This window comes from Micromonospora orduensis, assembly GCF_006228125.1.
Taxonomy (GTDB): Bacteria; Actinomycetota; Actinomycetes; order Mycobacteriales; family Micromonosporaceae; genus Micromonospora; species Micromonospora orduensis.
The window spans coordinates 1-24,204 of record NZ_VDFY01000172.1 but is presented as its reverse complement, the minus strand read 5'-3'; the positions used below and the strand labels follow the sequence as shown (position 1 = coordinate 24,204).

General features: G+C 72.5%; 22 protein-coding genes. 13 read left to right on the top strand and 9 right to left on the bottom strand.

Annotated elements, in window-relative coordinates; genetic code table 11:
* The first annotated feature begins 24 nt into the window (after positions 1-24).
* Complete coding sequence (locus FHG89_RS18380; RefSeq protein WP_208761012.1) at positions 25-1,617, top strand: ATP-dependent DNA ligase; 1,593 nt, start codon at positions 25-27, stop codon at positions 1,615-1,617.
* 10 nt (positions 1,618-1,627) lie between these two features.
* Here the strand turns inward: FHG89_RS18380 and FHG89_RS18375 are convergent, their stop codons facing one another.
* Entirely contained in the window at positions 1,628-2,449 is an 822-nt protein-coding gene (locus FHG89_RS18375) for an SURF1 family cytochrome oxidase biogenesis protein (RefSeq protein WP_139585614.1), read from the bottom strand.
* Between the two features lie 173 nt (positions 2,450-2,622).
* On the opposite strand from FHG89_RS18375, the gene FHG89_RS18370 reads away from it, so the two are divergent.
* Both FHG89_RS18370 and FHG89_RS18365 read left to right on the top strand, forming a co-directional pair.
* Complete coding sequence (locus tag FHG89_RS18370) at positions 2,623-4,026, top strand: cobyrinic acid a,c-diamide synthase CobB (protein WP_139585613.1); 1,404 nt, start codon at positions 2,623-2,625, stop codon at positions 4,024-4,026.
* Positions 4,023-4,592 (top strand): GNAT family N-acetyltransferase, encoded by a 570-nt coding sequence (locus FHG89_RS18365; RefSeq protein WP_139585612.1) that lies wholly within the window; start codon positions 4,023-4,025, stop codon positions 4,590-4,592. The genes FHG89_RS18370 and FHG89_RS18365 overlap by 4 nt, the downstream gene beginning before the upstream one ends.
* 12 nt (positions 4,593-4,604) lie before the next feature.
* Here the strand turns inward: FHG89_RS18365 and FHG89_RS18360 are convergent, their stop codons facing one another.
* A complete protein-coding gene (locus tag FHG89_RS18360; protein WP_139585611.1) occupies positions 4,605-6,737 on the bottom strand; it encodes a transglycosylase domain-containing protein in 2,133 nt (710 codons plus the stop codon).
* 121 nt (positions 6,738-6,858) lie between these two features.
* Here FHG89_RS18360 and cobC point away from each other — a divergent pair, with 121 nt between their 5' ends.
* The 3 genes from cobC to cobA are packed head-to-tail and all read left to right on the top strand — an operon-like array spanning position 6,859 to position 10,360.
* Complete coding sequence (gene cobC / locus FHG89_RS18355; RefSeq protein WP_139585610.1) at positions 6,859-7,944, top strand: Rv2231c family histidinol phosphate aminotransferase CobC; 1,086 nt, start codon at positions 6,859-6,861, stop codon at positions 7,942-7,944.
* Complete coding sequence (cobT, locus tag FHG89_RS18350; RefSeq protein WP_139585609.1) at positions 7,944-9,074, top strand: nicotinate-nucleotide--dimethylbenzimidazole phosphoribosyltransferase; 1,131 nt, start codon at positions 7,944-7,946, stop codon at positions 9,072-9,074. The genes cobC and cobT overlap by 1 nt, the downstream gene beginning before the upstream one ends.
* A gap of 35 nt (positions 9,075-9,109) precedes the next feature.
* Complete coding sequence (gene cobA, locus FHG89_RS18345; RefSeq protein WP_139585646.1) at positions 9,110-10,360, top strand: uroporphyrinogen-III C-methyltransferase; 1,251 nt, start codon at positions 9,110-9,112, stop codon at positions 10,358-10,360.
* Between the two features lie 95 nt (positions 10,361-10,455).
* On the opposite strand, the gene FHG89_RS18340 is transcribed toward cobA, so the two are convergent.
* On the bottom strand, positions 10,456-10,647 hold the full coding sequence (locus FHG89_RS18340) for a hypothetical protein (RefSeq protein WP_139585608.1): 192 nt from the start codon (positions 10,645-10,647) through the stop codon (positions 10,456-10,458).
* Positions 10,648-10,930: 283 nt separating this feature from the next.
* Here FHG89_RS18340 and FHG89_RS18330 point away from each other — a divergent pair, with 283 nt between their 5' ends.
* Together FHG89_RS18330 and FHG89_RS18325 are read left to right on the top strand one after the other, a co-directional pair.
* Positions 10,931-11,143 (top strand): hypothetical protein, encoded by a 213-nt coding sequence (locus FHG89_RS18330; protein ID WP_139585606.1) that lies wholly within the window; start codon positions 10,931-10,933, stop codon positions 11,141-11,143.
* Positions 11,131-11,412 (top strand): hypothetical protein, encoded by a 282-nt coding sequence (locus FHG89_RS18325; protein WP_139585605.1) that lies wholly within the window; start codon positions 11,131-11,133, stop codon positions 11,410-11,412. The genes FHG89_RS18330 and FHG89_RS18325 overlap by 13 nt, the downstream gene beginning before the upstream one ends.
* A gap of 65 nt (positions 11,413-11,477) precedes the next feature.
* Here FHG89_RS18325 and otsB read toward each other — a convergent pair whose 3' ends face one another.
* Complete coding sequence (otsB, locus tag FHG89_RS18320; RefSeq protein ID WP_139585645.1) at positions 11,478-14,039, bottom strand: trehalose-phosphatase; 2,562 nt, start codon at positions 14,037-14,039, stop codon at positions 11,478-11,480.
* A gap of 41 nt (positions 14,040-14,080) precedes the next feature.
* Positions 14,081-15,481, bottom strand: a complete 1,401-nt coding sequence (locus FHG89_RS18315) for an alpha,alpha-trehalose-phosphate synthase (UDP-forming) (protein WP_139585604.1) — start codon at positions 15,479-15,481, stop codon at positions 14,081-14,083.
* Between the two features lie 331 nt (positions 15,482-15,812).
* Here FHG89_RS18315 and ettA point away from each other — a divergent pair, with 331 nt between their 5' ends.
* The 4 genes from ettA to FHG89_RS18295 all read left to right on the top strand — a co-directional run bounded on the left by ettA (position 15,813) and on the right by FHG89_RS18295 (position 19,392).
* A complete protein-coding gene (gene ettA, locus FHG89_RS18310; RefSeq protein ID WP_139585603.1) occupies positions 15,813-17,489 on the top strand; it encodes an energy-dependent translational throttle protein EttA in 1,677 nt (558 codons plus the stop codon).
* Positions 17,490-17,501: 12 nt separating this feature from the next.
* Positions 17,502-17,948, top strand: a complete 447-nt coding sequence (locus FHG89_RS18305) for an acyl-CoA thioesterase (RefSeq protein WP_139585602.1) — start codon at positions 17,502-17,504, stop codon at positions 17,946-17,948.
* A complete protein-coding gene (locus FHG89_RS18300) occupies positions 17,945-18,676 on the top strand; it encodes a DUF8185 domain-containing protein (RefSeq protein WP_139585601.1) in 732 nt (243 codons plus the stop codon). The genes FHG89_RS18305 and FHG89_RS18300 overlap by 4 nt, the downstream gene beginning before the upstream one ends.
* Positions 18,677-18,807: 131 nt before the next feature.
* Complete coding sequence (locus FHG89_RS18295; RefSeq protein WP_139585600.1) at positions 18,808-19,392, top strand: type III secretion system chaperone family protein; 585 nt, start codon at positions 18,808-18,810, stop codon at positions 19,390-19,392.
* A gap of 34 nt (positions 19,393-19,426) precedes the next feature.
* Here FHG89_RS18295 and FHG89_RS18290 read toward each other — a convergent pair whose 3' ends face one another.
* The 3 genes from FHG89_RS18290 to FHG89_RS18280 form a co-directional block, all read right to left on the bottom strand.
* Positions 19,427-19,855, bottom strand: a complete 429-nt coding sequence (locus tag FHG89_RS18290) for a globin (RefSeq protein WP_139585599.1) — start codon at positions 19,853-19,855, stop codon at positions 19,427-19,429.
* 76 nt (positions 19,856-19,931) lie between these two features.
* Positions 19,932-21,305, bottom strand: coding sequence for an MFS transporter (locus FHG89_RS18285; protein WP_139585644.1), 1,374 nt, complete (start codon positions 21,303-21,305; stop codon positions 19,932-19,934).
* 232 nt (positions 21,306-21,537) lie between these two features.
* A complete protein-coding gene (locus FHG89_RS18280; protein WP_482809821.1) occupies positions 21,538-22,578 on the bottom strand; it encodes a mechanosensitive ion channel family protein in 1,041 nt (346 codons plus the stop codon).
* Between the two features lie 283 nt (positions 22,579-22,861).
* On the opposite strand from FHG89_RS18280, the gene FHG89_RS18275 reads away from it, so the two are divergent.
* Complete coding sequence (locus tag FHG89_RS18275) at positions 22,862-23,398, top strand: HNH endonuclease (protein WP_139585598.1); 537 nt, start codon at positions 22,862-22,864, stop codon at positions 23,396-23,398.
* 12 nt (positions 23,399-23,410) lie between these two features.
* Here the strand turns inward: FHG89_RS18275 and FHG89_RS18270 are convergent.
* Positions 23,411-24,204, bottom strand: a 794-nt coding sequence (locus FHG89_RS18270; RefSeq protein WP_244295596.1) for a class F sortase, incomplete at its 5' end; no start/stop codon positions are given.

The window sequence follows — 24,204 nt, the reverse complement described above, 5'->3', positions numbered from 1 at the left end:
GCGGTGTCGGAGGCGACTGGCAGGATGGGCGTCGTGCGGTTCCTCGATCTCGCAGCCACCTCCGCCGCCGTCACCGCCACCAACGGCCGTCGGGCCAAGGTGGAGTTGCTGGCGGACGCGCTGCGTCGGCTCGACCCGGCCGAGGTGGAGGCCGGTGCCGGCTACCTCGCCGGCGAGCTACGCCAGCGGCAGACCGGGGTGGGGTACGCGAGTCTGCGTGACTTGCCGCCCCCGGCTGCCGAGGCGACGTTGACGGTGGCCGCCGTCGACGCCGCCATGGAGCAGCTCGCCGCGGTGCGGGGCACTGGTTCGCAGGGCCGGCGGCGGGCGCTGCTCGGCGCCCTCTACGGCGCGGCGACCGCCGACGAGCAACGCCTGCTCACCGCGCTGTTCAGTGGCGAGCTGCGTCAGGGCGCCCAGGCGGGGCTGCTCGCCGACGCGGTGGCCCGAGCCGCCGACGTGCCGGTGGCGATGGTGCGTCGCGCCCTGCTGCTCGCCGGTGACCTGCGGGCGGTGGCGGTGGCCGCGCTCTCCGGTGGCGCCGCCGAGCTGGCCGGGTTCGGCCTTCGGGTCGGCCGGCCGCTGGCACCGATGCTCGCGCAGAGCGCCCCCTCGGTCGACGAGGCGCTCGCGGCGACCGGCACGCCGGCGGTGGTCGACGTGAAGCTCGACGGCATCCGCATCCAGGTGCACCGGTCCGGCGCCGACATCGCCGTCTTCACCCGCAGCCTCGACGAGATCACCACCCGGGTGCCCGAGGTCGTCGCCGCGGTCCGGGCCATGCCCGGCCGGGAGTTGGTGCTCGACGGCGAGGCGATCGGCCTGGACGAGTCCGGCCGTCCGCTGCCGTTCCAGCAGACCTCCAGCCAGGCGGCCCGACGCACCACGCCCAGCACCACCGGGCGTGCCCCGGTCGCCCCGGCGGTGCTCGCGGCCGCCGCCAGCACCGGCACGAGGGTGCTCACCCCGTACTTCTTCGACCTGCTGCACCTCGACGGGGAGGATCTGATCGACCTGCCCGGCCGGGAGCGGTGGGCGGCGCTCGCCGGCGCGGTGGACGCGTCACTGCTGGTGGGGCGGGTCGAGGTGGACGACCCGGAGCAGGCCGGCGCCGTGTACGCCGCCGCGGTCGACGCCGGCCAGGAGGGCGTGGTGGTCAAGGACCCGGAGGCGCCGTACGACGCCGGCCGGCGCGGCGCCGCCTGGGTCAAGGTCAAGCCTCGGCACACCCTCGACCTGGTGGTGCTCGCCGTCGAGTGGGGCAGTGGTCGACGCAAGGGCTGGCTGTCCAACCTTCATCTGGGCGCCCGCGACCCGCGTACCGGCGACTTCGTGATGCTCGGCAAGACGTTCAAGGGGCTCACCGACGAGCTGCTGCGCTGGCAGACCGAGCGGTTCCTCGACCTCGCCGTGGAGCGTGGCGACTGGGTGGTCCGGGTCCGCCCCGAGCAGGTGGTGGAGATCGCCTTCGACGGGGTGCAGACGAGTTCGCGCTATCCGGGCGGGATGGCGCTGCGGTTCGCCCGGGTGCTGCGTTACCGCGACGACAAGTCCGCCGCCGAGGCGGACACCATCGACGCGGTCCGCGCCATCCACGCCGGCCGGGTGAGCGGCTGAGCGGGTCCGCTCAGGCGGACGCGGTCGGCGTCGGCTCGGCCGCCCGGTCCAGGGGCCTGCGCTCGGTGTCGAGGCCGGCGGCCCGCCGGGCCTCCCGGCGTGCCACCCAGCCGTAACCGAACAGGGCCATCACGGCGAAGAGCCACCACTGCACCACGTAGCCGAAGTTCTGCCAGTTGTTGGCATGCCCGACCGACACCGCCTTGAACGCCGGGTCGGCGGCCGGTGTCTGCTCGTCGAGCAGCAGGTACGCGCCGTACACCGGGTAGGGCAGCTCACCGGCGAGCCGCGGTACGGAGATCCGTCGGGTCTCCAGCCGCCCGTCCCGCCGGCTGACCGTGCCGGCGCCGCTCTCGGTGTCGTGCACCCGACCCACGACAGTCACGTCGCCGGTGGGGGCGGCGGGCACCGGCGGCTGGGCGGTCGCGCCACCCGGGGCCGGTGGGATCCAACCCCGGTCCACCAGCAGCGCCGTGCCGTCGGAGAGCACCAGCGGGGTGAGCACCTCGAAGCCCACCCGGCTGTCCACCGTCCGGCCCCGCACCAGCACCGTGTTCGTGGGGTCGTACCGGCCGGTGACCGTGACCCGGGTCCAGACCTTCTCCTCCGCGGGGGCCGGACCGGCCTTGCCCGCGCCGCCGGTGGGTGCGCTCAGCGCCTCGGTCAACGGCACCGGGGCCATCCGCTGGCCGGCGTCGATCCGTTCGTTGACCTCGGTACGCCCCCGGTAGCGGTCCAGCTGCCAGTTGCCGAGCCACACCATCACGGCGGCGGCGACCAGGGTCAACGCGAGGGCGCCCAGCCAGCGTGGGCTCAGCAGGAACCGGTACACGGCACCGAGGCTACTCGTATGACCGGGGCCACTGTCCGCGACCGGGCCGGGACGGTGCGCGCAGCCCTGGTTGGCGGTGCTCGCGCGTCGGGGCGGGCGGGTATCGTCACGCCGACGGATCGACCCCCTCGGTTGTCCGTCGCGTACCCGCCGCCGCCCGCGAGGAGTCGATGATGACCGTGGTGCCGCGCCTGGTGCTCAGCGCGCCGTCCTCCGGGCACGGCAAGAACGCGCTGGCGATCGGGCTGCTCGCCGCACTGGCCGAGCGGGGTGTCGACGTCGCCGGGTTCAAGCTCGGCCCGGACCACGTCGATGCCGCGTACCTGGGCCTCGCCGCCGGTCGGCCCGGCCGCGTGATCGATCCCCGCCTGGTCGGTGTCGACCGTCTCGCCCCACTCGTCGCGCACGGCGCGGCGGGCGCCGGCCTCGCCGTGGTGCAGGGCAGCATGGGGCTGTACGACTCGGTCGGGGGCCGCCCCGAGCAGGAGTCCACGGCCGCCGCGGCCGCCGCGCTGCGCAGCCCGGTGGTGCTGGTGGTCGACGTCGCCGCGATGGGCCAGTCGGTGGCCGCCCTGGTGCACGGCTTCCGCTCGTACGACGAGCAGCTCTGGCTCGGCGGGGTGATCCTCAACCGGGTGGCGTCGTCCCGGCACGAGGGGATGCTGCGCGAGGCGCTCGACGACGTGGGTGTGCCCGTCTACGGTGCGCTGCGCCGGCAGGACCTGCCGGCGGTGCTGCCGTCCCGGCGGCACGGTGTGGCGCCGGTGGTCGACTCGTCCGCCGACGCGGTCCGTGCGGTGCGTCGACTCGGTGAGGCGGTCGCCGCCACTGTCGATCTGGAACGGCTGCTGGGGTTGGCCCGGTCCGCCCCGCCCCTTCCGGCGCCGGCCTGGTCGCCGCAGGAGGCGCTCGGCGCGTTTGCCGTTCCGGCGCACCGGCCGCTGGTGGCGCTCGCCGGTGGACCGGGTGGCAGTTTCAGCCATCCGGAGACCGCCGAGCTGCTGCGGGCCGCCGGCGCCGAGGTGGTAACTGTCGATCCGCTGCGCGACGAGGCACTGCCGGTGGGCACCCGCGCTCTGGTCGTCGGCGGCGCGCTGCCCGAGGCGTACGCCGAGCAGTTGTCGGCGAACCGGCGGCTCTGCATCGCGGTGGCCGAGTTGGCGCGTACCGGCCAGCCGGTGGTTGCCGAGGGCGCGGGCCTGCTGTGGCTGGCCCGGGAGCTGGACGGGCTGCCCATGTGCGGGGTGCTCGACGCGGTCGGTGTCAGCCGGGACGGCCTGGTGGTGGGCTACCGGGAGGCGACGGCCCAGACGGACAGCGTGGTCGCCACGGCCGGCACGGTGCTGGTGGGGCACAAGGAGCACCGGGCGGTGCTGACGCCGCGCGCCGGTCAGCGTCCGGCCTGGAGCTGGGACGGCGGCACGCCTGAGGGCTTCGTGTGGCGCAACGTGCACGCCTCGCAGCTCACCCTGCACTGGGCGGGTCACCCGGCGACCGCGGCCCGGTTGGTGGCCGCCGCGGCGGCCGACCCGGTGGACGAGGTGGTGCCCGCGCAGCCCGGTGGGGTGCCGGCGTGATCGGTCAGGTGGCGGTACGCCGCTTCCCGGAGCTGACCGTGTCCACCCCGCGTACGGAGGTGCGGCGGGTCACCGCTGCGGACGCGGCGGCGGCCGGGGAGATCTTCGCCGACAAGCTGACCCGGCGGTGGCTGCCGCTGGCCGACGACTCCGGCCCGATCGACGGGCAGGCCTGGTGCACGGATCTGGCCCGGCAGCGGCGCGACAGCGGCGACGGCGACCATTACTCGGTGATCCGCCGTGAGGACGACCTGGTGGTGGGTGCGCTCTGGACACGGCGTACCGACTGGGGTGCCCGGGCCACCGAGGTCTCGTACGCGATGGCGCCGCACGCGCGTGGCTTCGGGCTGGCCGCCGAGGCGGTGGACGCGGTGGCCATCGCGTTGATCCTGGAGCACGGCTTCCAGCGGGTCGAGCTGCGGGTCGCCCCCGGCAACCTCGCCTCGCGTCGGGTCGCCGAGAAGGCGGGCTTCAGCTACGAGGGCCTGCTGCGCAACGCCGGCTTCGTCCGCGGTGGCCGGGTTGACCTGGAGCTGTGGTCGTTCGTGGCCGCCGACCTGCGCTGAGCCTCGCCGCTCTCAGCCGACGATGGCGTCCGACGGTGGGGTGAACTGGCGGGTGGGTTGTCCCTTCAGACCGTCCCGCAGCGTCTCGGCGACCGCCGCGATGGGGATCTGGGACTGCCCGTCACCTACCGCGTTGAACGGGTTGTCGGGGTCGGAGATGAAACTCGCCGCCGCCAGTTCCGGTGTGTAGCCGACGAACCAGGCGGACCGGGTGCTGTCGGTGGTGCCGGTCTTGCCGGCGACCGGGCGACCGACCGTCCCTCGCACGCTGTCGGCGGTGGACCAGCCGCCGCAGCCGCCGCGTGCCGGGGTGTCCCCGGTCGGGCAGCGGGCCGCGTCGGTGGCCGCCCGGGCGGCGTCCGCGCTGACCACCTGCCGGCAGCGGGGCTTGGCGACCTCACGGTGGATGCCACCGGGGGTGGCGTACGTGGCGGGTGTGCCGTCCCGGTCCATGATCGCCTGCACGGGGATCGCCTCGCAGTACCTGCCGTCGGCGGCGATGGCCGCGTAGGCGTTCGCCATCTCCAGCGGGGTGGCGTCGGAGACGCCCAGGGTGAACGCGCCCCACTTCTTCGCCTTGCCGGGGGACGCCTGTTCCCGGTCGACGTCGGTGCGCCACCGCAGCCCGAGCTGCTCGGCCAGCCGGACGGCCCGGTCCGCGCCGACCCTCTCCTCCAGCCAGACGAAGTAGGTGTTCACCGACTTGCCGAAGCCGGACCACATGGTCTGCTGGCCGGTCATCGCGCCGCTGGCGTTGGAGGGCGCCCAGCCGTCGTACACGGACGACTTGTAGCGGTACGGGGCGTTGAAGGACGTGGAGAGTGTCATGCCGGAGTCCAGCGCGGCGAGCATCGGGAACATCTTGAACGTCGATCCGGCCTGGTAGCCGGGCAGGTCGCCGCCGCCGAGCAGCGGGGCCACGGTGTTCGGGTAGTTGGCCTTCACGTTCGGCCCGGCCTCGGGGTTGGAGCTCTGCGGGTTCTCGGCCAGGTCCAGTGAGTAGGTGCGGTTGACCGCCATGGCCTTCACCCGTCCGGTGCCCGGTTCGGAGACCACGATGCCGTTGGCGAACGGGCTGCCGGTGCCCTCCTTGGCGCCGACGTTCTTCTCGGCCGCCTCCTGGATCTTGGGGTCGATGCTGAGCACGATCCGGTAGCCGCCGCGGCGCAGCTTGTCGATGCGCTCCAGCCGGTTCGCGCCGAACGCGGGCTGCGCGCTCCACCAGTTCTTCAGGTAGTCGCAGGCGAATCCCCAGCTGTTGTACTTCTCCGGGATCGCGGCGCAGTCGTTCGGCGGGTTGGTGAGCTTCAGCCGGATTGGTTCGGACTTGGCGGCGGCGGCCGAGTCGGGGGACATGTAGCCGAGCTGGCTCATTCGGTCCAGGACGTAGTTGCGGCGTCCGGTGGCCTCCTTCTGGTCGGAGTCGGCCGGGTCGTACTCGGACGGCGACTTGACCAGCCCGGCGAGGGTGGCCGCCTCGACGGGGGTGAGGTCCTTGGGGGTCTTGGAGAAGAAGATCTCACTGGCGGCGTAGATGCCGTACGCCCGGTGACCGAAGTACGCCGAGTTCAGGTACCGCTCCATGATGTCTTCCTTGCTCATCTCCTTCTCCAGGTCCAGGGCCATCCGCATTTCCTTGACCTTGCGCAGGCTGGTCTGCTGGGTGGCTTCCTGGACCTCCTTCGGCGTGGTCGCGCTGTCCCGCAGGGCCATCCGGACGTACTGCATGGTGAGCGTGGAGGCGCCCTGGGAGACGCCGCTGGAGTGGGCGTTGGCCACGAAGGCCCGGGCGACACCCTTGGGGTCGACGCCGTGGTGCTGGTAGAAGCGGGAGTCCTCGGCGGCGACGATCGCCTGTTGGATGTTCGGCGACATGTCCGACAGCTTGGTGTACTGCCGGTACTCCTCGTAGAACATCGTCAGCACGGTCTTGCCGTCGGGCGCGTAGAGGTACGAGGTCTCGGCGGGCAGGGCGGTGGTCAGCAGCCTGGTCTTCTGCTCCACGGCGTGCGCGGTGGCCTTGGCGCCGAGCCCGGTGAGGGCGACCAACGGGTACGCGGCGGCGGCGATCACGATGCCGGCGATCAGTCCGGCGCGCAGGAGAGGGACGAGTCGACCAGCGGCAGCAAGGGGTCGGTTGCTCACAGGGTCAAGTTATGACATTTCCGATTCGTACATGAGAAAAACTCTTAAACCGGCGAGTGGTGACGCGGCTTACGTCGAGATCGGCTGTCCCACCGGCCGCCTTCCCGGCAGGATCGCGGACATGCCTGATCAGCCGAGCGCGCCGACCCCGTCCGGCGGGACCGAGCCGGACCTCGCACACCACGGCGACGCGGAGGCGACCGCCGGCCTGGTCGACCTCGCCGTCAACGTGCGTCAGGCGCCCCTGCCGCAGTGGCTGGCCGACCCGATCGCCGCGACCCTGACCGAGCTGGCCCGCTATCCGGACCCGGCGCCGGCCCGGGCGGCGGTCGCCGCCCGGCACCGCCGTCACCCGAACGAGGTGCTGCTCACCGCCGGCGCCGCCGAGGGCTTCGTGCTGATCGCCCAGGCGCTGCGCGGCGTCCGCCGCCCGGTGGTGGTGCACCCCCAGTTCACCGAGCCGGAGGCGGCGTTGCGGGCCGCCGGCCACCAGGTCGAGCGGGTGCTGCTGGACCCCGCCGAGGACTTCCGGCTCGACGCGTCCCGGGTGCCCGCCGACGCCGACCTGGTGATGATCGGCAACCCGACGAATCCCACCTCCGTGCTGCACCCGGCGGAGACGGTGGCCGCGCTGGCCCGCCCCGGCCGGGTGCTGGTGGTCGACGAGGCGTTCGCCGACACCACAATCGCCCCCGGGCGCCCCGGTGAGCCGGAGTCGCTGGCCGAGCGGCGCGACCTGCCCGGCCTGCTCGTGGTGCGCAGCCTCACCAAGACGTGGGGCCTGGCCGGGTTGCGGATCGGCTACCTGCTCGGCGCGCGGGAACTGCTGTCCCGGCTGGCCGCCGTCCAGCCGCTGTGGGCCGTCTCCACCCCGGCGCTGGTCGCCGCGTCGGCCTGCGCCACGTCCGTCGCGGTCCAGGCCGAACGCGCGATCGCCGCCGGTCTCGCCGCCGACCGCGACCACCTGGTCGCCCGCCTGGCCGACCTGCCCGGTGTACGCGTCGTCGGCCGTCCCGCCAGCGCGTTCGTCCTGCTGCACCTGCCCGGCGCGAGCCGGGTACGAGCCGCCCTGCGCGAGCGCGGCTGGGCGGTGCGCCGGGGCGACACGTTCCCCGGCCTCGGCCCGGACTGGCTACGGGTGGCGGTACGCGACCGCAACACCACCGACGCGTTCATCGACGTGCTGCGCGAGACCATGGAGGCATGATGCTGGAGACCACGATCGCGGCGATCCGCCCGGCGGACGAAGCCGCCATGGCCGCCGCCCGGGAGCTGCACGGCCGGCTGACCAAGCCGGCGGGCTCGCTGGGCCTGCTGGAGGAGCTGTCGGTACGCCTCGCCGGCCTGGCCGGGGCCTGCCCGCCGCCGCTGCCCGAGCCGGCCGCGGTGGCGATCTTCGCGGGTGACCACGGGGTGCACGCCCAGGGCGTGTCCCCGTGGCCGCAGGAGGTCACCGGGCAGATGATCGGCAACTTCCTGGCCGGCGGGGCGGTCGTCAACGCGTTCGCCCGGCAGGCGGGCGCGTCGGTCACCGTGGTCGACGTCGGAGTGGCCACCCCGCTGCCCACCGACCCGGCCGCCGCGCCGGCCGGCTCCGACCCGGCCGCGCTCGACCCGGCGGTCACAGGCCCGGCCGTGCTCGACCCGGCCGTGCCCCGGCTGGTTGTCGCGTCGGTCCGCCGGGGCACCCGCGACCTCACGGTGACCGCGGCGCTGACCCGGGACGAGGCGCTGGCGGCGGTGCAGACCGGCATCCGGATCGCCGACGAGCTGATCGACGCCGGCGCCGGCATCCTGCTCACCGGGGACATGGGCATCGGCAACACCACCCCCGCCGCCGCGCTGATCGCCGCGTTCACCGGCGCCGACCCGCTCGACGCCACCGGTCGGGGCACCGGGGTCGACGACCCGACGTACGCGCGCAAGGTGGCGGTGGTGCGGGCCGCGCTGGCCCGGCACACTCCCGACCCGGCCGACCCGCTGGGGGTGCTGGCGGCCGTCGGTGGCCTGGAGCACGCCGCCCTGGCCGGGCTGATCCTGGGTGCCGCCGCGCGCCGGACGCCGGTGCTGCTGGACGGCGTGATCGCGGTCTCGGCCGCGCTCGCCGCCGCCGCGTTCGCCCCGGCGGCGGTCTGCGCCATGGTCGCCGGCCACCGCTCGGCCGAGCCCGGTGCCACGGTGGCGCTGCGTCACCTCGGCCTCGACCCACTGATCGACCTGGGGCTGCGCCTCGGCGAGGGCACCGGCGCGCTGCTGGCGTTGCCAGTGGTCACCGGCGCGGTGCGGGTGCTGCACGAGGTGGCCACCTTCGACTCCGCCGGGGTGGCCGAGAAGTGACCACCGGCGACGAACGAGCCGTCCGCCCCGGCGGGGTGACCTCCAACCCGTACCCCCTCGGTCTGCGGCTGCACGGGCGGCGGGTGGTCGTCGTGGGTGGCGGCGCGGTCGCCACCCGGCGGGTGCCCGCGCTGCTGGACGCCGGTGCGGACGTGCTGCTGGTGGCGCCGGAGCTGACTCCGGCGCTGCAGGCCCGGGCCGACGCGGGTCGGCTGCACTGGGTGCCGCGCCGGTTCCAGCCCGAGGACCTGGACGGGGCGTGGCTGGTCCAGGTCGCCATCGACGACCCGATGGCGGCGGCGTCGGTGAGCGCCGTCGCCGCCGAGCGGCGGATCTTCTGCGTCCGGGCCGACGACCGGACGGCCGCCACCGCCTGGACCCCGGCGGTGACCCGGCACGGCCCGGTCACCGTGGCGGTGCTCGGCGGCGGCGACCCCCGACGGGCGATGACCGTCCGCGACGCCGTCCGCGACCTGCTCGCCGTTCGCCTGGCACCGGACGGGATCGCCGTGGCGCCAAGTCGTCCCGACGCCGCGACCGGGGCGACCGGTGGGCGGCAGACCGGGCGGGTGGCGCTGGTCGGGGCCGGGCCGGGGGACCCGGAGCTGATCACCGTGAAGGGTTGGCGGCTGCTCACCGAGGCGGACGTGGTGGTCGCCGACCGGCTGGTGCCCGGGCTGCTCCTGGACGAGCTGCGCCCGGACGTCGAGCTGGTGGACGCTTCGAAGATCCCCTACGGCCCGTCCCGGGCCCAGGAGGAGATCAACCAGATCCTGGTCGACCGCGCGCTGGCCGGCGCCTCGGTGGTGCGGCTCAAGGGCGGCGACCCGTACGTCTTCGGCCGTGGCGGAGAGGAGTTGCTGGCCTGCGCGTCGGCCGGTGTGCCGGTGACCGTGGTGCCCGGGGTGACCAGCTCGATCGCCGCGCCCGCCGCGGCCGGCATCCCGGTCACCCATCGGGGGGTGGCGCACGAGTTCACAGTGGTCTCCGGGCACCTGGCACCCGACTCGCCGGCTTCGCTGGTGCGCTGGGACGCCCTCGCCGGTCTTCACGGCACGCTGGTGATCCTGATGGGGCTGAAGAACCTCGCCGCTATCACGGCCACCCTCATCGCCCACGGTCGGTCGCCGCAGACGCCGGCCGCCGTCGTCCAGGAGGCCACCACCGGCACCCAGCGGGTGCTGCGGTCCACCCTCGACGCGGTGGCCGCCGACGCGCTCACGGCCGACCTACGCCCGCCCGCCGTCGTCGTGGTGGGCGACGTGGTCAACGCCCTCGACGGGTGAGGCGACGAAGCGCGGCGGTGAACTCGGCCGGCGGTGGACCTGACCGGGTCCGTCTGCCGTTCGGCGGCCTGGTAACTGGCGGATGCTGCGGTCGGTCAATCCTCGTCGGCTGGGCCGGGGCGGTTCTTGGCGATCCAGGCTCGCACGGATTTGCCGTCCCAGACACGGCCCATGCTGAGGGTGGCGAGGGGGTCAGGGAATCCCTTGCGGCCGACGATGATCGTGGCACGCTGCTTGCTGATCCCGCCAAGCAAGTCTCGGATCTCATCCAGCCCAAGCAGCTCCACAACCAGACGGTATGGCCCCAGGGGATTGCATCAGGGTGTAGCGGGTAAGACAACTCCGCAGGGGGTTGTACAAGGGCAACCCTTTGTGGTGCCATGGACGAATGACACGACGGGTCTCCTATGCGGGGTATCTGGCCGCCGTAGCGCTAACCCTCGTCCGTCGACATAAGCCGGTGTGGTCGTGGACGAGGTGGCGGAACGTCTGCGGATGCGGGAATGAGCTGCCGTGCCGGACCAGGCACAAGATTCCCGTGAACAGAGGTCACTGGCCAGGTGAGCACTGATGACCAACCATGGACCGGTCCTGCCGCTGTGGCTGTGCGAGACATGCGACCGGCCCTGGCCCTGTGCCACACGTCGTACGGAGCTGCTGGGGGAGTGCGAGCGGATATCCCTGGCCTACTACATGAATCTGTGCCTGATCTCCGCCGGTCAGGACATGAGCTGGGCTCCGGCCGACGTGCTGCGGCGCAGGTTCATCGGGTGGCTGCCGTGAAGCCGGGAGACGTCGTGTTCATCGGCCCGGCCTGCTCGGTGCAGTTCACGGGAGACCGCGCGCTGTTGATGCGGCTGGTGTCCCTCGGCGAGGTCGACCCATACAACGGGTGGACATGGGTTACGGGCTACGTGCTTGACGCACGGGGGATGGCCAAGGAGAAGCGCGAACTCTACATCGTGAAAGCCGGGCTGCGTGTCGCGCCGGCACCCGTCGTGGTGAGGAAATCGGCGCGAAGGAAGCGGGTCGGTGTCCCCGAAACCGCGTAGAGGTGCCGGCACAGACGACGGGCCGGAGCAGCGCTGCTCCGGCCCGTCGTGGTCTGTCGGTCGAACTACTGCTTGAGCATGTTGTCCAGCAGCAGGGCGCAGCGGATCAGCCCGAGGTGGCTGTACGCCTGCGGGTGGTTGCCCAGGCCGCGCTCGGCGAGCGGGTCGTACTGCTCGGGGAGCAGGCCGGTGGGGCCGGCGGTGAGCACCATCTGCGCGAACAGTTCCTCGGCGTCGGTGCGGCGGCCGGTGCGCAGGTACGCCTCGATCAGCCACGCCGTGCAGATGTGGAAGCCGCCCTCACGGCCGGGCAGGCCGTCGTCCCAGTGGTACCGGTAGACGACCGGGCCGCTGCGCAGGTCCGCCTCGATCTTCAGCACGGTGGACAGGAAGCGCGGGTCGTCCCCGGGGAGCAGACCGGACAGGCCGATCCACAGCGACGACGCGTCCATGTCCTCGTCGCCGTACGCGACGCTGTACGCCTCGACCTCGGAGTGCCAGCCGTGCTCCAGCACGTTGGCGCCGATCCGGTCGCGCAGGTCCTTCCACTCGGGTCGGTCCTCGCCACCGTGCTGGCGCATCACGTGCAGCGCCCGGTCGACTGTCATCCAGCACATCACCTTGGAGAACACGTGGTGCCGTGGTGGCAGCCGGGCCTCCCAGATGCCGTGGTCGGGCTCGTGCCAGCGGCGGCGGACCGCCTCGACCATGTTCTCCAGGACCCGCCACTCGTCGTCGCGGACCGAACCACGGGCGTCGGCGACCGCCGCGATCAAGTCGGCGATCGGGCCGAAGACGTCCAGTTGGAGCTGGTGGTTGGCGAGGTTGCCGACCCGCACCGGCCGGGAGCCGGCGTACCCGGGCAGCGTGTCGATGACCGCCTCGGCGCCCAGCTCGTACCCGTCGATGGTGTACAGCGGGTGCAGGCGCTCCGGGTGGCCGCCGGTGCGTTCGATGCAGCCGTCCACCCAGCGCAGGAACGCCTCGGCCTCCTCGATGGAGCCGAGGTCGACGAGCGCGCGGGCGGTCAGCGCCGCGTCGCGCAGCCAGCAGTAGCGGTAGTCCCAGTTGCGGACGCCGCCCAGTTCCTCGGGGAGCGAGGTGGTGGCCGCGGCCAGGATCGAACCGGTGGCCTCGTGGCAGAGGCCGCGCAGGGTGAGCGCGCTGCGGGCGACCAGGTCGCGGGAGGTCGATGGCAGCCGCAGCGAGGCCACCCAGTCCTTCCACGGCTGCTCGGCGGCGGCCTGCCGCTCGTGGATCGGCACCCGGTGGTGCTCCAGGCTGTGCGTGCCGAAGCGCAGCTCCAGCACGACCTGCCCACCGGCGGCGGAGAGGTCGACGACGGCCTTGGCGGTCTCGTACCCGCCGTCGTTGTTGACCTGCCACTCGACGCCGGGGGAGTAGAGGGCGATCGGTTCGTTGGAGCCGAGCACCAGCAGGCCGTCGCCGAGTGGCTGCAACTGCACGGCGACCTGACCGAACTCGGGCCGGGGGGCGAACTCCAGCCGGGCCTTGCCGTTGCCGGTGAGCACCCGGACCAGTGTGGAGTCGCCGGTGACGACGGCTGGGCCGTCGGGGGTGGTCTCGCGGGCCGGCTTGTCCAGCCAGTCGGTGACGGTGAGCCCGGACCACCGGGTCTCCACGGTCATCGTGCCCGAGCGGTAGCGCTGGCCCAGCGGGATGCCCCCGCGTTCCGGGGCGACGCTGAAGTGACCGGCCGGGCTGCCGCCGACCAGGTCGGCGAAGATCGCCGCCGAGTCGGGCTTGGGGTGGCAGAGCCAGCTGACCTTGGCCTCGGGGGTGAGCAGGGCGACGGTACGGCCGTTGGAGAGCATCGAGTGCCGCTCGATGGGCACCGCCCGCTCACCGAACAACCAGTGCCGGCGGGTCTCCAGCAGCAGCCCGAGCGTGCGGGCCGCGTCGAGCGGCTCGGCCACCCGGTAGGCGGCCTGGGTCTCGCCGGGGCCGATCTTGATGCCGAGGTCAGGACCGTGCAGGTTGCCGAACGCGTTCTCGTCGGTGACGTCGTCGCCGATGAACAGCACCGCGCTGGCCGCGAGCTGGGTCCGGAGCTGGTCGATCGCGGTGCCCTTGTGGGTGGCCACCACCGAGAGTTCGATGACCTCCTTGCCCTGGGTGACCGTGACCCCATCGAAGGTGGCCGGGCCGTTGCGGACCGCCTCGATGGCGGCGGCGGCGACCTGCGGGTCGACCCCACGGGTGTGCATGGCGACGCTTGCCGGCTTGCGTTCCAGCCGGATCCCTGGGTGCTCGGCGGCGATCTCGCGCAGCGCGTTGCGTACCCGCTGGCGCACCGCCACCAGCTCGGGGGAGAGTCGCTCGACGAAGCCGATGTCGAACTCGGAGCCGTGGCTGCCGACGAGGTGCACCTCACTGGGCAGGCGGGAGAGCGCGGCCAGGTCGCGCAGCGCCCGGCCGGAGACGACAGCCACGGTGGTCTGCGGGAGCGCGGCGAGCGCGCGGATCGCGGCCACCGACTCGGGCAGGGGTACGGCGGTGCTCGGGTCCTCCACGATCGGCGCCAGTGTGCCGTCGTAGTCGCAGGCGATCAGGAGCTGGGGAACCCGGGCGATCCGGCCGATGGCGGACCGCAGCTCGGGATCCATCACCTCGGTGACGATCGGCGCTCCGTCGTTGACGGACGTGTTCACTCGGCCTCCGCCTCGGAAACTCCCAGTTCGGAGAGGAAAGACTTGGCCCAGTGCCCCACGTCGTGGGTACGCAGGTGACGTTGCATTGTCCGCATCCGGCGGCGTGCCTCGGTTTTCTCCACGTGCACTGCCCGGAGCAGGGCGTCCTTGACCGCGTCCGGATCGTGCGGGTTACACAGAAAGGCCTGGCGCAGCTCCGTTGCGGCGCCAGCGAATTCACTGAGCACGAGCGCACCGCCCTGGTCGGCGCGCGATGCGACGTACTCCTTGGCTACCAGGTTCATTCCGTCTCGCAGCGGGGTCACCATCATCACGTCGGCAGCAACGTACATCGCGGCCAGTTCACTGCGACTGTACGACTGATGCAGGTAATGCACCGCCGGCACGCCGACCCTGCCGAATTCGCCATTAATCCGACCAACCTCGCGCTCTACCTTGACTCGAAGTGCCTGGTAGTGCTCGACGCGCTCACGGCTCGGCGTGGCGACCTGCACCATAACCGCGTCCGGAACTGTCAACTTTCCGTCAGCCAGGAGTTCGCGGAAGGCCTTGAGCCGCAACTCGATGCCCTTGGTGTAGTCCAGCCGGTCCACGCCCAGGATGATCGTCTTCGGGTCGCCCAGCTCGGCGCGGATCTGCTTGGCGCGGGCCTGGACGGCCGGATCGGCCGCCATCCGCTCCATCTCCTGCGTGTCGATCGAGATGGGGAAGGCGCCCGCCTTCACCTGCCGCCCGTCGACCTGGATCATCTGCCCCTCGTAGCGCAGCCCGAGCAGGTGCCGGGCCAGCCGGACGAAGTTCTGCGCGGCCAGCCGCTGCTGGAAGCCGACCAGGTCGGCGCCGAGCAGACCCCGCAGGATCTCGGTGCGGAACGGCATCTGCATGAACAGCTCGATCGGCGGGAACGGGATGTGCAGGAAGAACCCGATCCGCAGGTCCGGTCGCAGCTCCCGCAGCATCGCCGGGACAAGCTGGAGCTGGTAGTCCTGCACCCAGACCGTCGCGCCCTCGGCCGCCACGTCCGCCGCGGCCTCCGCGAACCGGGCGTTGACCAGGCGGTACGCCTCGCGCCAGCGGCGCTTGTAGGCGGGCGTCTCCACGGCGTCGTGGTAGAGCGGCCAGATCGTCGCGTTGGACTGGCCCTCGTAGTAGCGCTCCAACTCCTCGGCGCTCAACGGGACCGGGTGCAGCCGGATCCCCTCCAGGTCGAACGGCTCGGGCGCGGCGCCGGTGCCGCCGGCCCAGCCGACCCAGGTGCCCTGGTGTTCGGCGAGCACGGGATGCAGCGCGGTGACCAGCCCTCCGGGGCTGCGTCGCCACTGCCGTCCCTCTGGTGTGCTCACCTCGTCGACCGGCAGACGGTTCGCCACTACGACAAAGGAGCTACGGACGGTCACGATCGGCCACCTCCGGGTGCTGACGGGTCCACCGCGATGAGCGTACTGAGCGTAGCTGCGGTGTCTGGGCCCCCGTGCCGGAGTCTCCTACCCGCCTCGGGCTGGGCGAATCCTAAGGGTGATCTTGTCGACAGCCCATCGTTCAGAGGCCGACGATCCGGCTCGCCGGCGTACTCCTGGGGCGGGGTGATGTGGGCGAAGCGCGCCGTACCTGTCAGGATTGACGATGGCGTGCGCGCGGCCGGCTCCCGGCCGGCGGCGGCGGGTGAGGTCCGAGCCCGCGCCGCGCCGCCGATCAGGCGACAGCAAACCGACGGAGGTAGCCCGCACCGTGGCCCAGTACATCTACGTCCTGGAAAAGGCGCGCAAGGCGCACGGCGACAAGGTCGTGCTCGACAACGTGACGCTGAGCTTCCTGCCGGGGGCCAAGATCGGTGTGGTCGGCCCGAACGGCGCCGGTAAGTCCAGCCTCCTCAAGATCATGGCAGGGCTGGACAAGCCGAGCAATGGCGAGGCCCGGCTCATGCCCGGCTACACCGTCGGCATGCTCGCCCAGGAGCCCCCGCTCAACGACGCCAAGACCGTCCTCGGCAACGTCGAGGAGGCGGTCGCCGAGACCAAGGCCAAGCTGGAGCGGTTCAACAAGATCGCCGAGCAGATGGCGACCGACTACTCCGACGAGCTGATGGAGGAGATGGGCAAGCTCCAGGAGGAGCTGGACCACGCCGACGCGTGGGACATCGACTCCAAGCTCGAACTGGCCATGGACGCGCTGCGCTGCCCGCCGCCGGACGCCGACGTGACCCAGCTCTCCGGTGGTGAGCGACGCCGCGTCGCGCTCTGCAAGCTGCTCCTGGAGGCGCCCGACCTGCTGCTGCTCGACGAGCCCACCAACCACCTGGACGCGGAGAGCGTCTCCTGGCTGGAGCAGCACCTGGCCAAGTACGCCGGCACCGTCATGGCGATCACCCACGACCGGTACTTCCTGGACAAGGTGGCCGGTTGGATCCTGGAGCTGGACCGCGGGCGGGCCATCGGCTACGAGGGCAACTACTCCACCTACCTGGAGAAGAAGGCCGCCCGCCTGGCCGTCGAGGGTCGCCGCGACGCGAAGATGAAGAAGCGCCTCACCGAGGAGCTGGAGTGGGTCCGCTCCAACGCCAAGGCCCGCCAGACCAAGTCCAAGGCCCGCCTGGACCGGTACGACGAGATGGCCACCGAGGCGGAGAAGACCCGCAAGCTCGACTTCGAGGAGATCCAGATCCCGCCGGGCCCGCGCCTGGGCAGCACGGTGATCGAGGCGCAGGGCCTCAGCAAGGGCTTCGGTGACCGGCTGCTGATCAACAACCTGTCGTTCTCGCTGCCCCGCAACGGCATCGTCGGCATCATCGGCCCGAACGGCGTCGGCAAGACCACGCTGTTCAAGACCATCGTCGGGCTGGAGGAGCCGACCGCCGGCGAGGTGCGGGTCGGTCCGACCGTCTCGCTGTCGTACGTCGACCAGAACCGGCAGGGCCTCGACGGCGACAAGACCGTCTGGGAGGTCGTCTCCGACGGGCTGGACTACCTGATGGTGGGCAAGGTCGAGATGCCGTCGCGGGCGTACATCGCCGCGTTCGGCTTCAAGGGACCGGACCAGCAGAAGCCGACCAAGGTGCTCTCCGGCGGTGAGCGCAACCGGCTCAACCTGGCGCTGACCCTGAAGATCGGCGGCAACGTCATCCTGCTCGACGAGCCGACGAACGACCTGGACGTGGAGACGCTCTCCAGCCTGGAGAACGCGCTGCTGGAGTTCCCCGGCTGCGCCGTGGTCATCTCCCACGACCGGATGTTCCTGGACCGGGTCGCCACGCACATCCTGGCCTGGGAGGGCGACGACCAGGACCCGGCGAGGTGGTTCTGGTTCGAGGGCAACTTCGAGGCGTACGAGAAGAACAAGATCGACCGCCTCGGCGCGGAGGCCGCCCGGCCGCACCGGGTGACGTACCGCAAGCTGACCCGCGACTGACCGGCCGAGACGGTGTCTGACCGGTTCGTCTACCACTGCACACTGCGCTGGTCCGACCTGGACGCGTACGGCCACGTCAACAACTCGCGCTTCCTCACCCTGTACGAGGAGGCGCGGGTGGCGTTGATGTTCGCCGGCGGCCGGGCCTGGGGGGTGGGCTCGTTCGCCGACGGCGTCGTGATCCGCCGGCACGAGGTCGACTACCTGCGCCCGGTCGACTACGCGCTGGGTCGGGCCACCGCGGAGGCGGCGCCCACCGTCCGGATCGAGCTGTGGGTCGAGGAGATCAAGGCTTCCCGCTTCACCGTCGCCTACGAGCTGTACGACGGCGACGTGCTCGCCAGTCGGGCCCGTTCGGTGCTGGTGCCGTTCGACCTGACCCGTCAGGTGCCCCGGCGGATCACCGCCGAGGAGCGGGACTTCCTGCTGACGTACGCCCCGCAGGGGGGCGGGGCGTGACCCGGCCGGGTACGGGACCGGACCGGGTCGCGTCGGCGGCGCACGGCCTCACCGGCGTGGTCGACGCCGGCGCGTTCCTGGCCCGGCTGGTCCGACTGGACCCGGCCGCGCCGGTCCGGCTGCGGCCGGCCGGCGCGGCCGGGCGCGTCGCGCTCTGGGCGCGGCTGCCGTGGCAGGTGCTCGTGGTGCGGACGGTGGCCGGCGGCGCGGCGGACGGCGTCGTCGACGACGTCACGGTGGCCGCCGCCGAACTGCTGGCCGAGCTGGAACGGGGCGGTACGAGGTTGCCGACGCGTCGGGACGCGCAGTGGCGGTGGCCGCTCCCGCCGGCGCGCAGCCAACCGGTGGAGGTGCTTCCCGCCGCCGAGCTGCGGCGGATCGCGGACGCCGCGGCGGGCGCCCTGCGGACGGCGAGCGAGCAGGGTGTGGCAGGCCGGGCGGTCGGCCAGCGTGCCCTGCGGGACGCGCTGCTCGACCACGTGGCGGTGGTGGTCACGCCCGACGGGCCGCCGGTGCCGCCGGTGGAGGTGTCGCAGCGGCTGGTGCAGGGGCTGGTCCGGATGGGCTTCCTCGGTGCCGCCGGCCCGGCCGCCGCCGCGGACGAGCCGGCCGTGCAGGTGCGGGTGGCCGGCCGTTGGGTCGGTCTGGTGGGACCATACGGAGCGACCTGGTTGCAGAAGGCCACCGACCTCGCCGTAACACCCCTCGCGACTCGTCCGAACGGATGACCCCGGCTCGTTCTTCTGGGCTGGGGCAGTCGTTGGGGGGGTGCTTCAACCCGGCTGTCCGGGTACCGTCCATCCTCGGATCCAACGCACCGTAGGCGACTGGATCCGCTGGGGAGTGAGGTGCGCGAGCGATGCCGTGGTGGTCATGGCGCCCCGGTCCCGCCGACGGCGGCGATCCGGAAGCCCGAAGCGGGATCACAGTGGAGAGCGCGGTCCGGGTCGGACCGCCCAGCCCCCGCCAGCCGGGGGACGACTGCCCGTCCAATGAGCGGCCCGTGCTGACGGAGATGCCCGCCACCGTCGAGCCGGTCAGTCTGCGTCGGGTCTGCGACGCGCTCGACCTGCTCGACGTTCGGTACCTGGCCGACGGCGACGGCAACCTGTTGGCCATGTGGGAGCGGCACGCCGTCCTGGTCGCCCTGGAGGGGCCGGAGGACGAGATCCTGGTGATGCGGGCCCGCCCGCACGCCACGGTCCCACCCGACTGGGCCGACCGGGCCTACCGGGTGGTCAACGAGTGGAACCACACCCGCCGGTTCTGCAAGGCGTACATCGGCGACCCGACCGAGCGCGGGCAGCTGCCGATCTACGCCGAGCTTCAGGTGCCGCTCGGCGCCGGCACCCACGACGCGCTGCTGGTCGAGATGCTCGACTGCGGCGCGGCGGTGGCCACCAGCTTCGTGGACTGGCTGCACGACGAGGGCGCTCTGCTCTGAGGCGCCACGCGGGCCGGGTGTCCGGCCGGGGCCGTCAGGCGGGCTCGGCCGGGTCGTCCACGACGTTGACCATGAAGTACGCGGCCCGCTCCAGATAGGCCCAGAGCGCACCGGCGATCTCCGGCTCCAGGTCGAGCCGGTCCACGGCGCGGCGCATGTGCAGCAGCCAGGCGTCCCGTTCGGCCACGCCGACCCGGAACGGGGCGTGCCGCATCCGCAGCCGCGGGTGGCCCCGCTGGGCGGAGTACGTGTTCGGCCCACCCCAGTACTGCATGAGGAACAGGGTCAGCCGGTCCGCGGCCGGCCCCAGGTCCTCCTCGGGATACATGGGGCGCAGCAGGGGGTCGGTGGCGACACCGATGTAGAACTCGTCCACCAGCTTGCGGAAGGTGGGCTCGCCGCCGACCGCTTCGAAGAGGGTCATCGACGCAGCGGGACGGTCGGATTCACCTGCGGGGTTCACCGTTCCATCCTGCCAGGTGCGCCCCGCACCGGCCGGACCCGTACGCCGTGCGTCGGATCACGCCGCGCCGCGGACGTCAGCTCAGGGCGTGCCGGCGGCGGCCCGTGCCCGCCTGTGGGTCGGCGGCAGGGGTGCCGCCGGAGGGCCGGTCGCCCTGTTTGGCCGCCTGCTCGGCGTTGGCCGCAACCGCCGCCGCGATCGTGCTGTCCACCGTCTGCCGGTCCGGCCAGCGCAGCGAGGCCACCAGCATCAGCAGCACCCCGGCGGCGCTCCACACGCCGACCACCAGCGGGATGGAGAACCGGTCGGCGAGCAGCCCGGTGGCCAGCACCGCGACCCCCTGGATGACCTGGACCCCGGTGGCCATCACACCGAACGCGCGTGCCCGGAACTCGGCGGGCAGGGCCTGGACGAACAGGCCGTTGGCCATCGGCAGCATGCCGGCGACCGCGAACCCGCAGAGCGCGGCGAGCAGCGCCACCACCGGTGGCGCCGGGTTGAACAGTGCCGGCACCAGCGCCAGCGGGGCGAGCACGGCCAGTGGCCGCATCAGGGCCAGCCGTCGGGACGGACCGAGCAGCCGGCTCACGAGCAGCCCGCCGAGGATGAACCCCACCGGGTTGGCCGCCATGATCAGAGCCTGTGCCAGGCCCTCGTCCATGTCGCCGCCGTCCTGGTTGGCCCAGCCCGCCGCCAGCCCCTCCGGAACGATCGAGAAGAGCATCGCGCTGAACACCAGCACCGCGATGGCCCGCAGCACCGGCGTGCCGAACACGATCTGGAACCCCTGGGTGGTCTCCCGAAGCAGGTGGCTGCGGTGGGCGCTGGTCATCACGGGGGCCCGGTCCCGGACGCCGAAACGCACGAGCAGCGCCGACGCGGCGAACGTCGCCGCGTTGATCAGCAGTGCGAGGGCCGGGTTGAACGCGGCGACGGCGGTGCCGAGCAGGTAGCCGAGGACCTGCGCGGCCTGCCCGACGCTGCTGTTCAGCGACAGGCCGACCACCAGCCGGTCGCCGGTGAGGATCTGCGGCATCAGGGCCGACTTCGCCGCCTGGCTCGGCGGGTTGGCCAGCGTGGCGGCGAAGATGAGCATCAGCACCGCCTGGACCGGCAGGTTCGGGATGGCGATGAGCAGCATCAGCGCCATCCGGATCACGTCACACGCGACCATCACCCGTCGGTACGGGTATCGCTCGGCCAGCGCGGCGAGCAGGGGGCCACCGAGCAGCCACGGCAGGAAGCTCACGGCGAAGGCGGCGGCGGAGAGCGCGACGGACTCGGTCTGCTGGTAGACCAGAAGGGTGACGGCGGCCTTCGCCACGTAGTCACCGATCCACGAGAGGGCACCGGCCGCGAAGACAGCCCGGAACTCGCGCTGGGCGAACACTTCGCGAAATGTGGCCGGGCCTTCCGCGGAAGGTCGCTCGTCGGGCACCGTCGCCTCCATCGGCTCCCGGCGCACCGCTCGTGGCAGCCGGCCGGGAACACTCGTCAGATCTACGGATCAGCGAGGATGTGACCACGCTCCGGCGGGAACGCGTGCACCGAATTCTGCCCGATCGTCTGACAACTAGCTAGGGCGAACGGCTCGTTCGTCGCATCCCCGACTGAACGAACGGACGATACCTGAGGGGCCGGGTGGACCGCGACCCCTGTATCGACCGGACAGGCTGTCCGGGTCAGGTGGCGCCGCCCTGACCGGTCTCGCCCTCGGGCAGGGACCGGCTCGGTACGCCGGGATAGATGCGGGCAGCGGCTATCTGGGCGGTGATCCCCGAGTTCTCCAGCGCCTCGGCAAGCCGTCGGCGCAGCTCCCGGCCCACCGCGAACTGCCCGTCGGCGGTCGTCTTCACCACCGTCCGGATCACCGCGCCGTCCACCGTCATCTGCTCGACGCCCAGCACCTCGGGCGCCTCGACGATCTCCGGCGACAGCTCCGGGTCCATCGCGATCGACGCGGCCGCGGTCCGCAGGACGGCAGTGGCCTCCTCGGTGCTGCTGAACCCGATCGGCAGGTCCACCACCACCAGAGCCCAGCCCTGGCTCTTGTTGCCCACCCGGATGATCTCGCCGTTGCGGATGTACCAGAGCACGCCCCGACCGTCACGGACCGTCGTGACCCGCAGTCCGACCGACTCCACCACACCCGTCGCCTCGCCCAGGTCGACGTTGTCGCCCACGCCGTACTGGTCCTCGATGAGCATGAACAGACCGGCGATCAGGTCCTTGACCAGGCTCTGCGCGCCGAAGCCCAGCGCGACGCCGACGATCCCGGCGCTCGCCAGCAGCGGGGCCAGGTCGAAGCTGAACTCGCGCAGGATCATCAGCAGCGCGATCCCGAAGACGAACGCCGTGGTGAGGCTGCGCAGCACCGAGCCGATCGCCTCGGCCCGCTGCCGCCGTCGCTCCGGCACGAACTCGGCCGGGTCGACCGCGGCGGTGGGCACCCGCTCGCGCAGCGGCCGAAGCATGGTCGGCACCGCACCGTCGGTGGTGGTCCGCACCAGCCGGTTGATCGTCCGGTGCAGCGCCCAGCGGGCCACCATCGCCACGACCAGGATCAGCAGCACCCGCAGCGGCTTGAGCAGGATCCAGTAACTGCCCTCGGCGAACCAGTCCGACCGGGTGAGCTCGTAGATGAACTCGCAGGAGGAACTGCCCTGGCAGTTCACCGACCCGGCGGTGGACAGGGCGAGGGGCATCATGCTGGCGGCACTCACCCTGTCTTCGTACCGCAACGAACCGGACCGCCCGTCGCCGACCCACCGGCCGGGTGACGTGCCGCCGACCGCGACGCCGGAGCGGGGCGAACCGGCCATCCTGACAGGTGCGGTAGAGAGCTTCATGTCCGGCCCCGGATTAGTGCGTGCAATCCGGGGTCCGATCAGGGACTATTGGCGCAACGGACGTCGGTGATCGGCCGGCGTCGACCGTGTGGGTCGTCATGCCCGACCCCGGTCGACGGCGGCACGCAGCAGCCGCTGAACCGGGAGGGTGAGCGCGATGCCTGACATACGACCCACGGTGGGCTCCGGCGCGTTGGTCCTCAACGCCACCTACGAGCCGCTGTGTGTCGTGTCGGTGCGTCGAGCCGCGATCCTCGTCCTGTCCGCGAAGGCGGTCTGCGTCGCCGACGGTGACGGCATCCTGCACAGTGCCCGCGACGTGCTCCCGGTGCCGTCGGTGGTCCGGCTGACCCGTTTCGTCCGGGTCCCGTACCGCACGCACGTCGGACTGTCCCGTCGGGCGATCTTCGCCCGGGACGGCTGGCGGTGCGCCTACTGCCGGGGCCCGGCCGAGACCATCGACCACGTCTTCCCGCGCAGCCGGGGTGGCCGGCACGCCTGGGAGAACGTGGTGGCCGCGTGCGCCCGCTGCAACCACACCAAGGGCGACAAGACCCCGGCCGAGCTGGGCTGGCGACTGCACGCGCTGCCGGCCGCCCCGAAAGGGACCGCGTGGCGGGTCCTCGGGCACCGCGCACCGGACCCCCGCTGGGCAGACTGGCTCGACCTGCGGGAGCCCGAAGCCGCCGCCTGACCCGGCCGCCCCCTACCGCGCCTTGACCAGGGACGCGAATACCACCACGTTGTCCGAGTAGCCGGTCTCGCCGCCGACCCAGCGACCGCCGCAGGTGATCAGGCGCAGGCTCGGGCGGCTGAAGTCGCCGTACACCTCGTCGACCGGCAGTTGCCCCTTGTCGAAGCGCTGCACCGAGTCCACCTCGAAGACCGCCACGCTGTGGTCGGTGCGCGTCACCTCGATCTGGTCGCCGGAGCGCAGCTCACGCAGTTGGTGGAACACCGCCGGGCCGCTTGTGGTGTCGACGTGGCCGACGATCACCGCTGGGCCGTACTGGCCGGGTGTGGGGCCCTGGTCGTACCAGCCGGCCTCCTGGGCGCGGGCCGCGTCCGGCACGGCGATGGTGCCGTCGGCGGCGATGCCCACGTCGTGCACCGCCGCCCGCAGGTCGATCGTGTCGATGGTGAGGCTCACCGGATGGCTGGCCGGCAGGACCGGGAACTTCTTCGGCGGTGGCCGCAGGCCGGCGCTGAGCCGGTCGGGCAGGATGCTCACCCCGGTGGCCTGCTCGACGCCGAGCATCGCCACGATCAGCACCATCAGCCCTGCGATGGCCAGCACCGGCAGTCCCGGTCCGGTGCCGAACCGTCCGCGCATCAACGGCGGTGCGGCCATCCGCTTCGGCGGCAGCGGGCGGGCGGACGGGTCGGTGGTGGCGACGCTGGCCGAGACGGCCTGCCCGGCGACCCGGCGCAGCCGGCGCGAGGCGCGGGCCACCAGCCGGCCGGACGCGCGCAGCGCCGCCCCGGCCCGGAAGCGGGCGC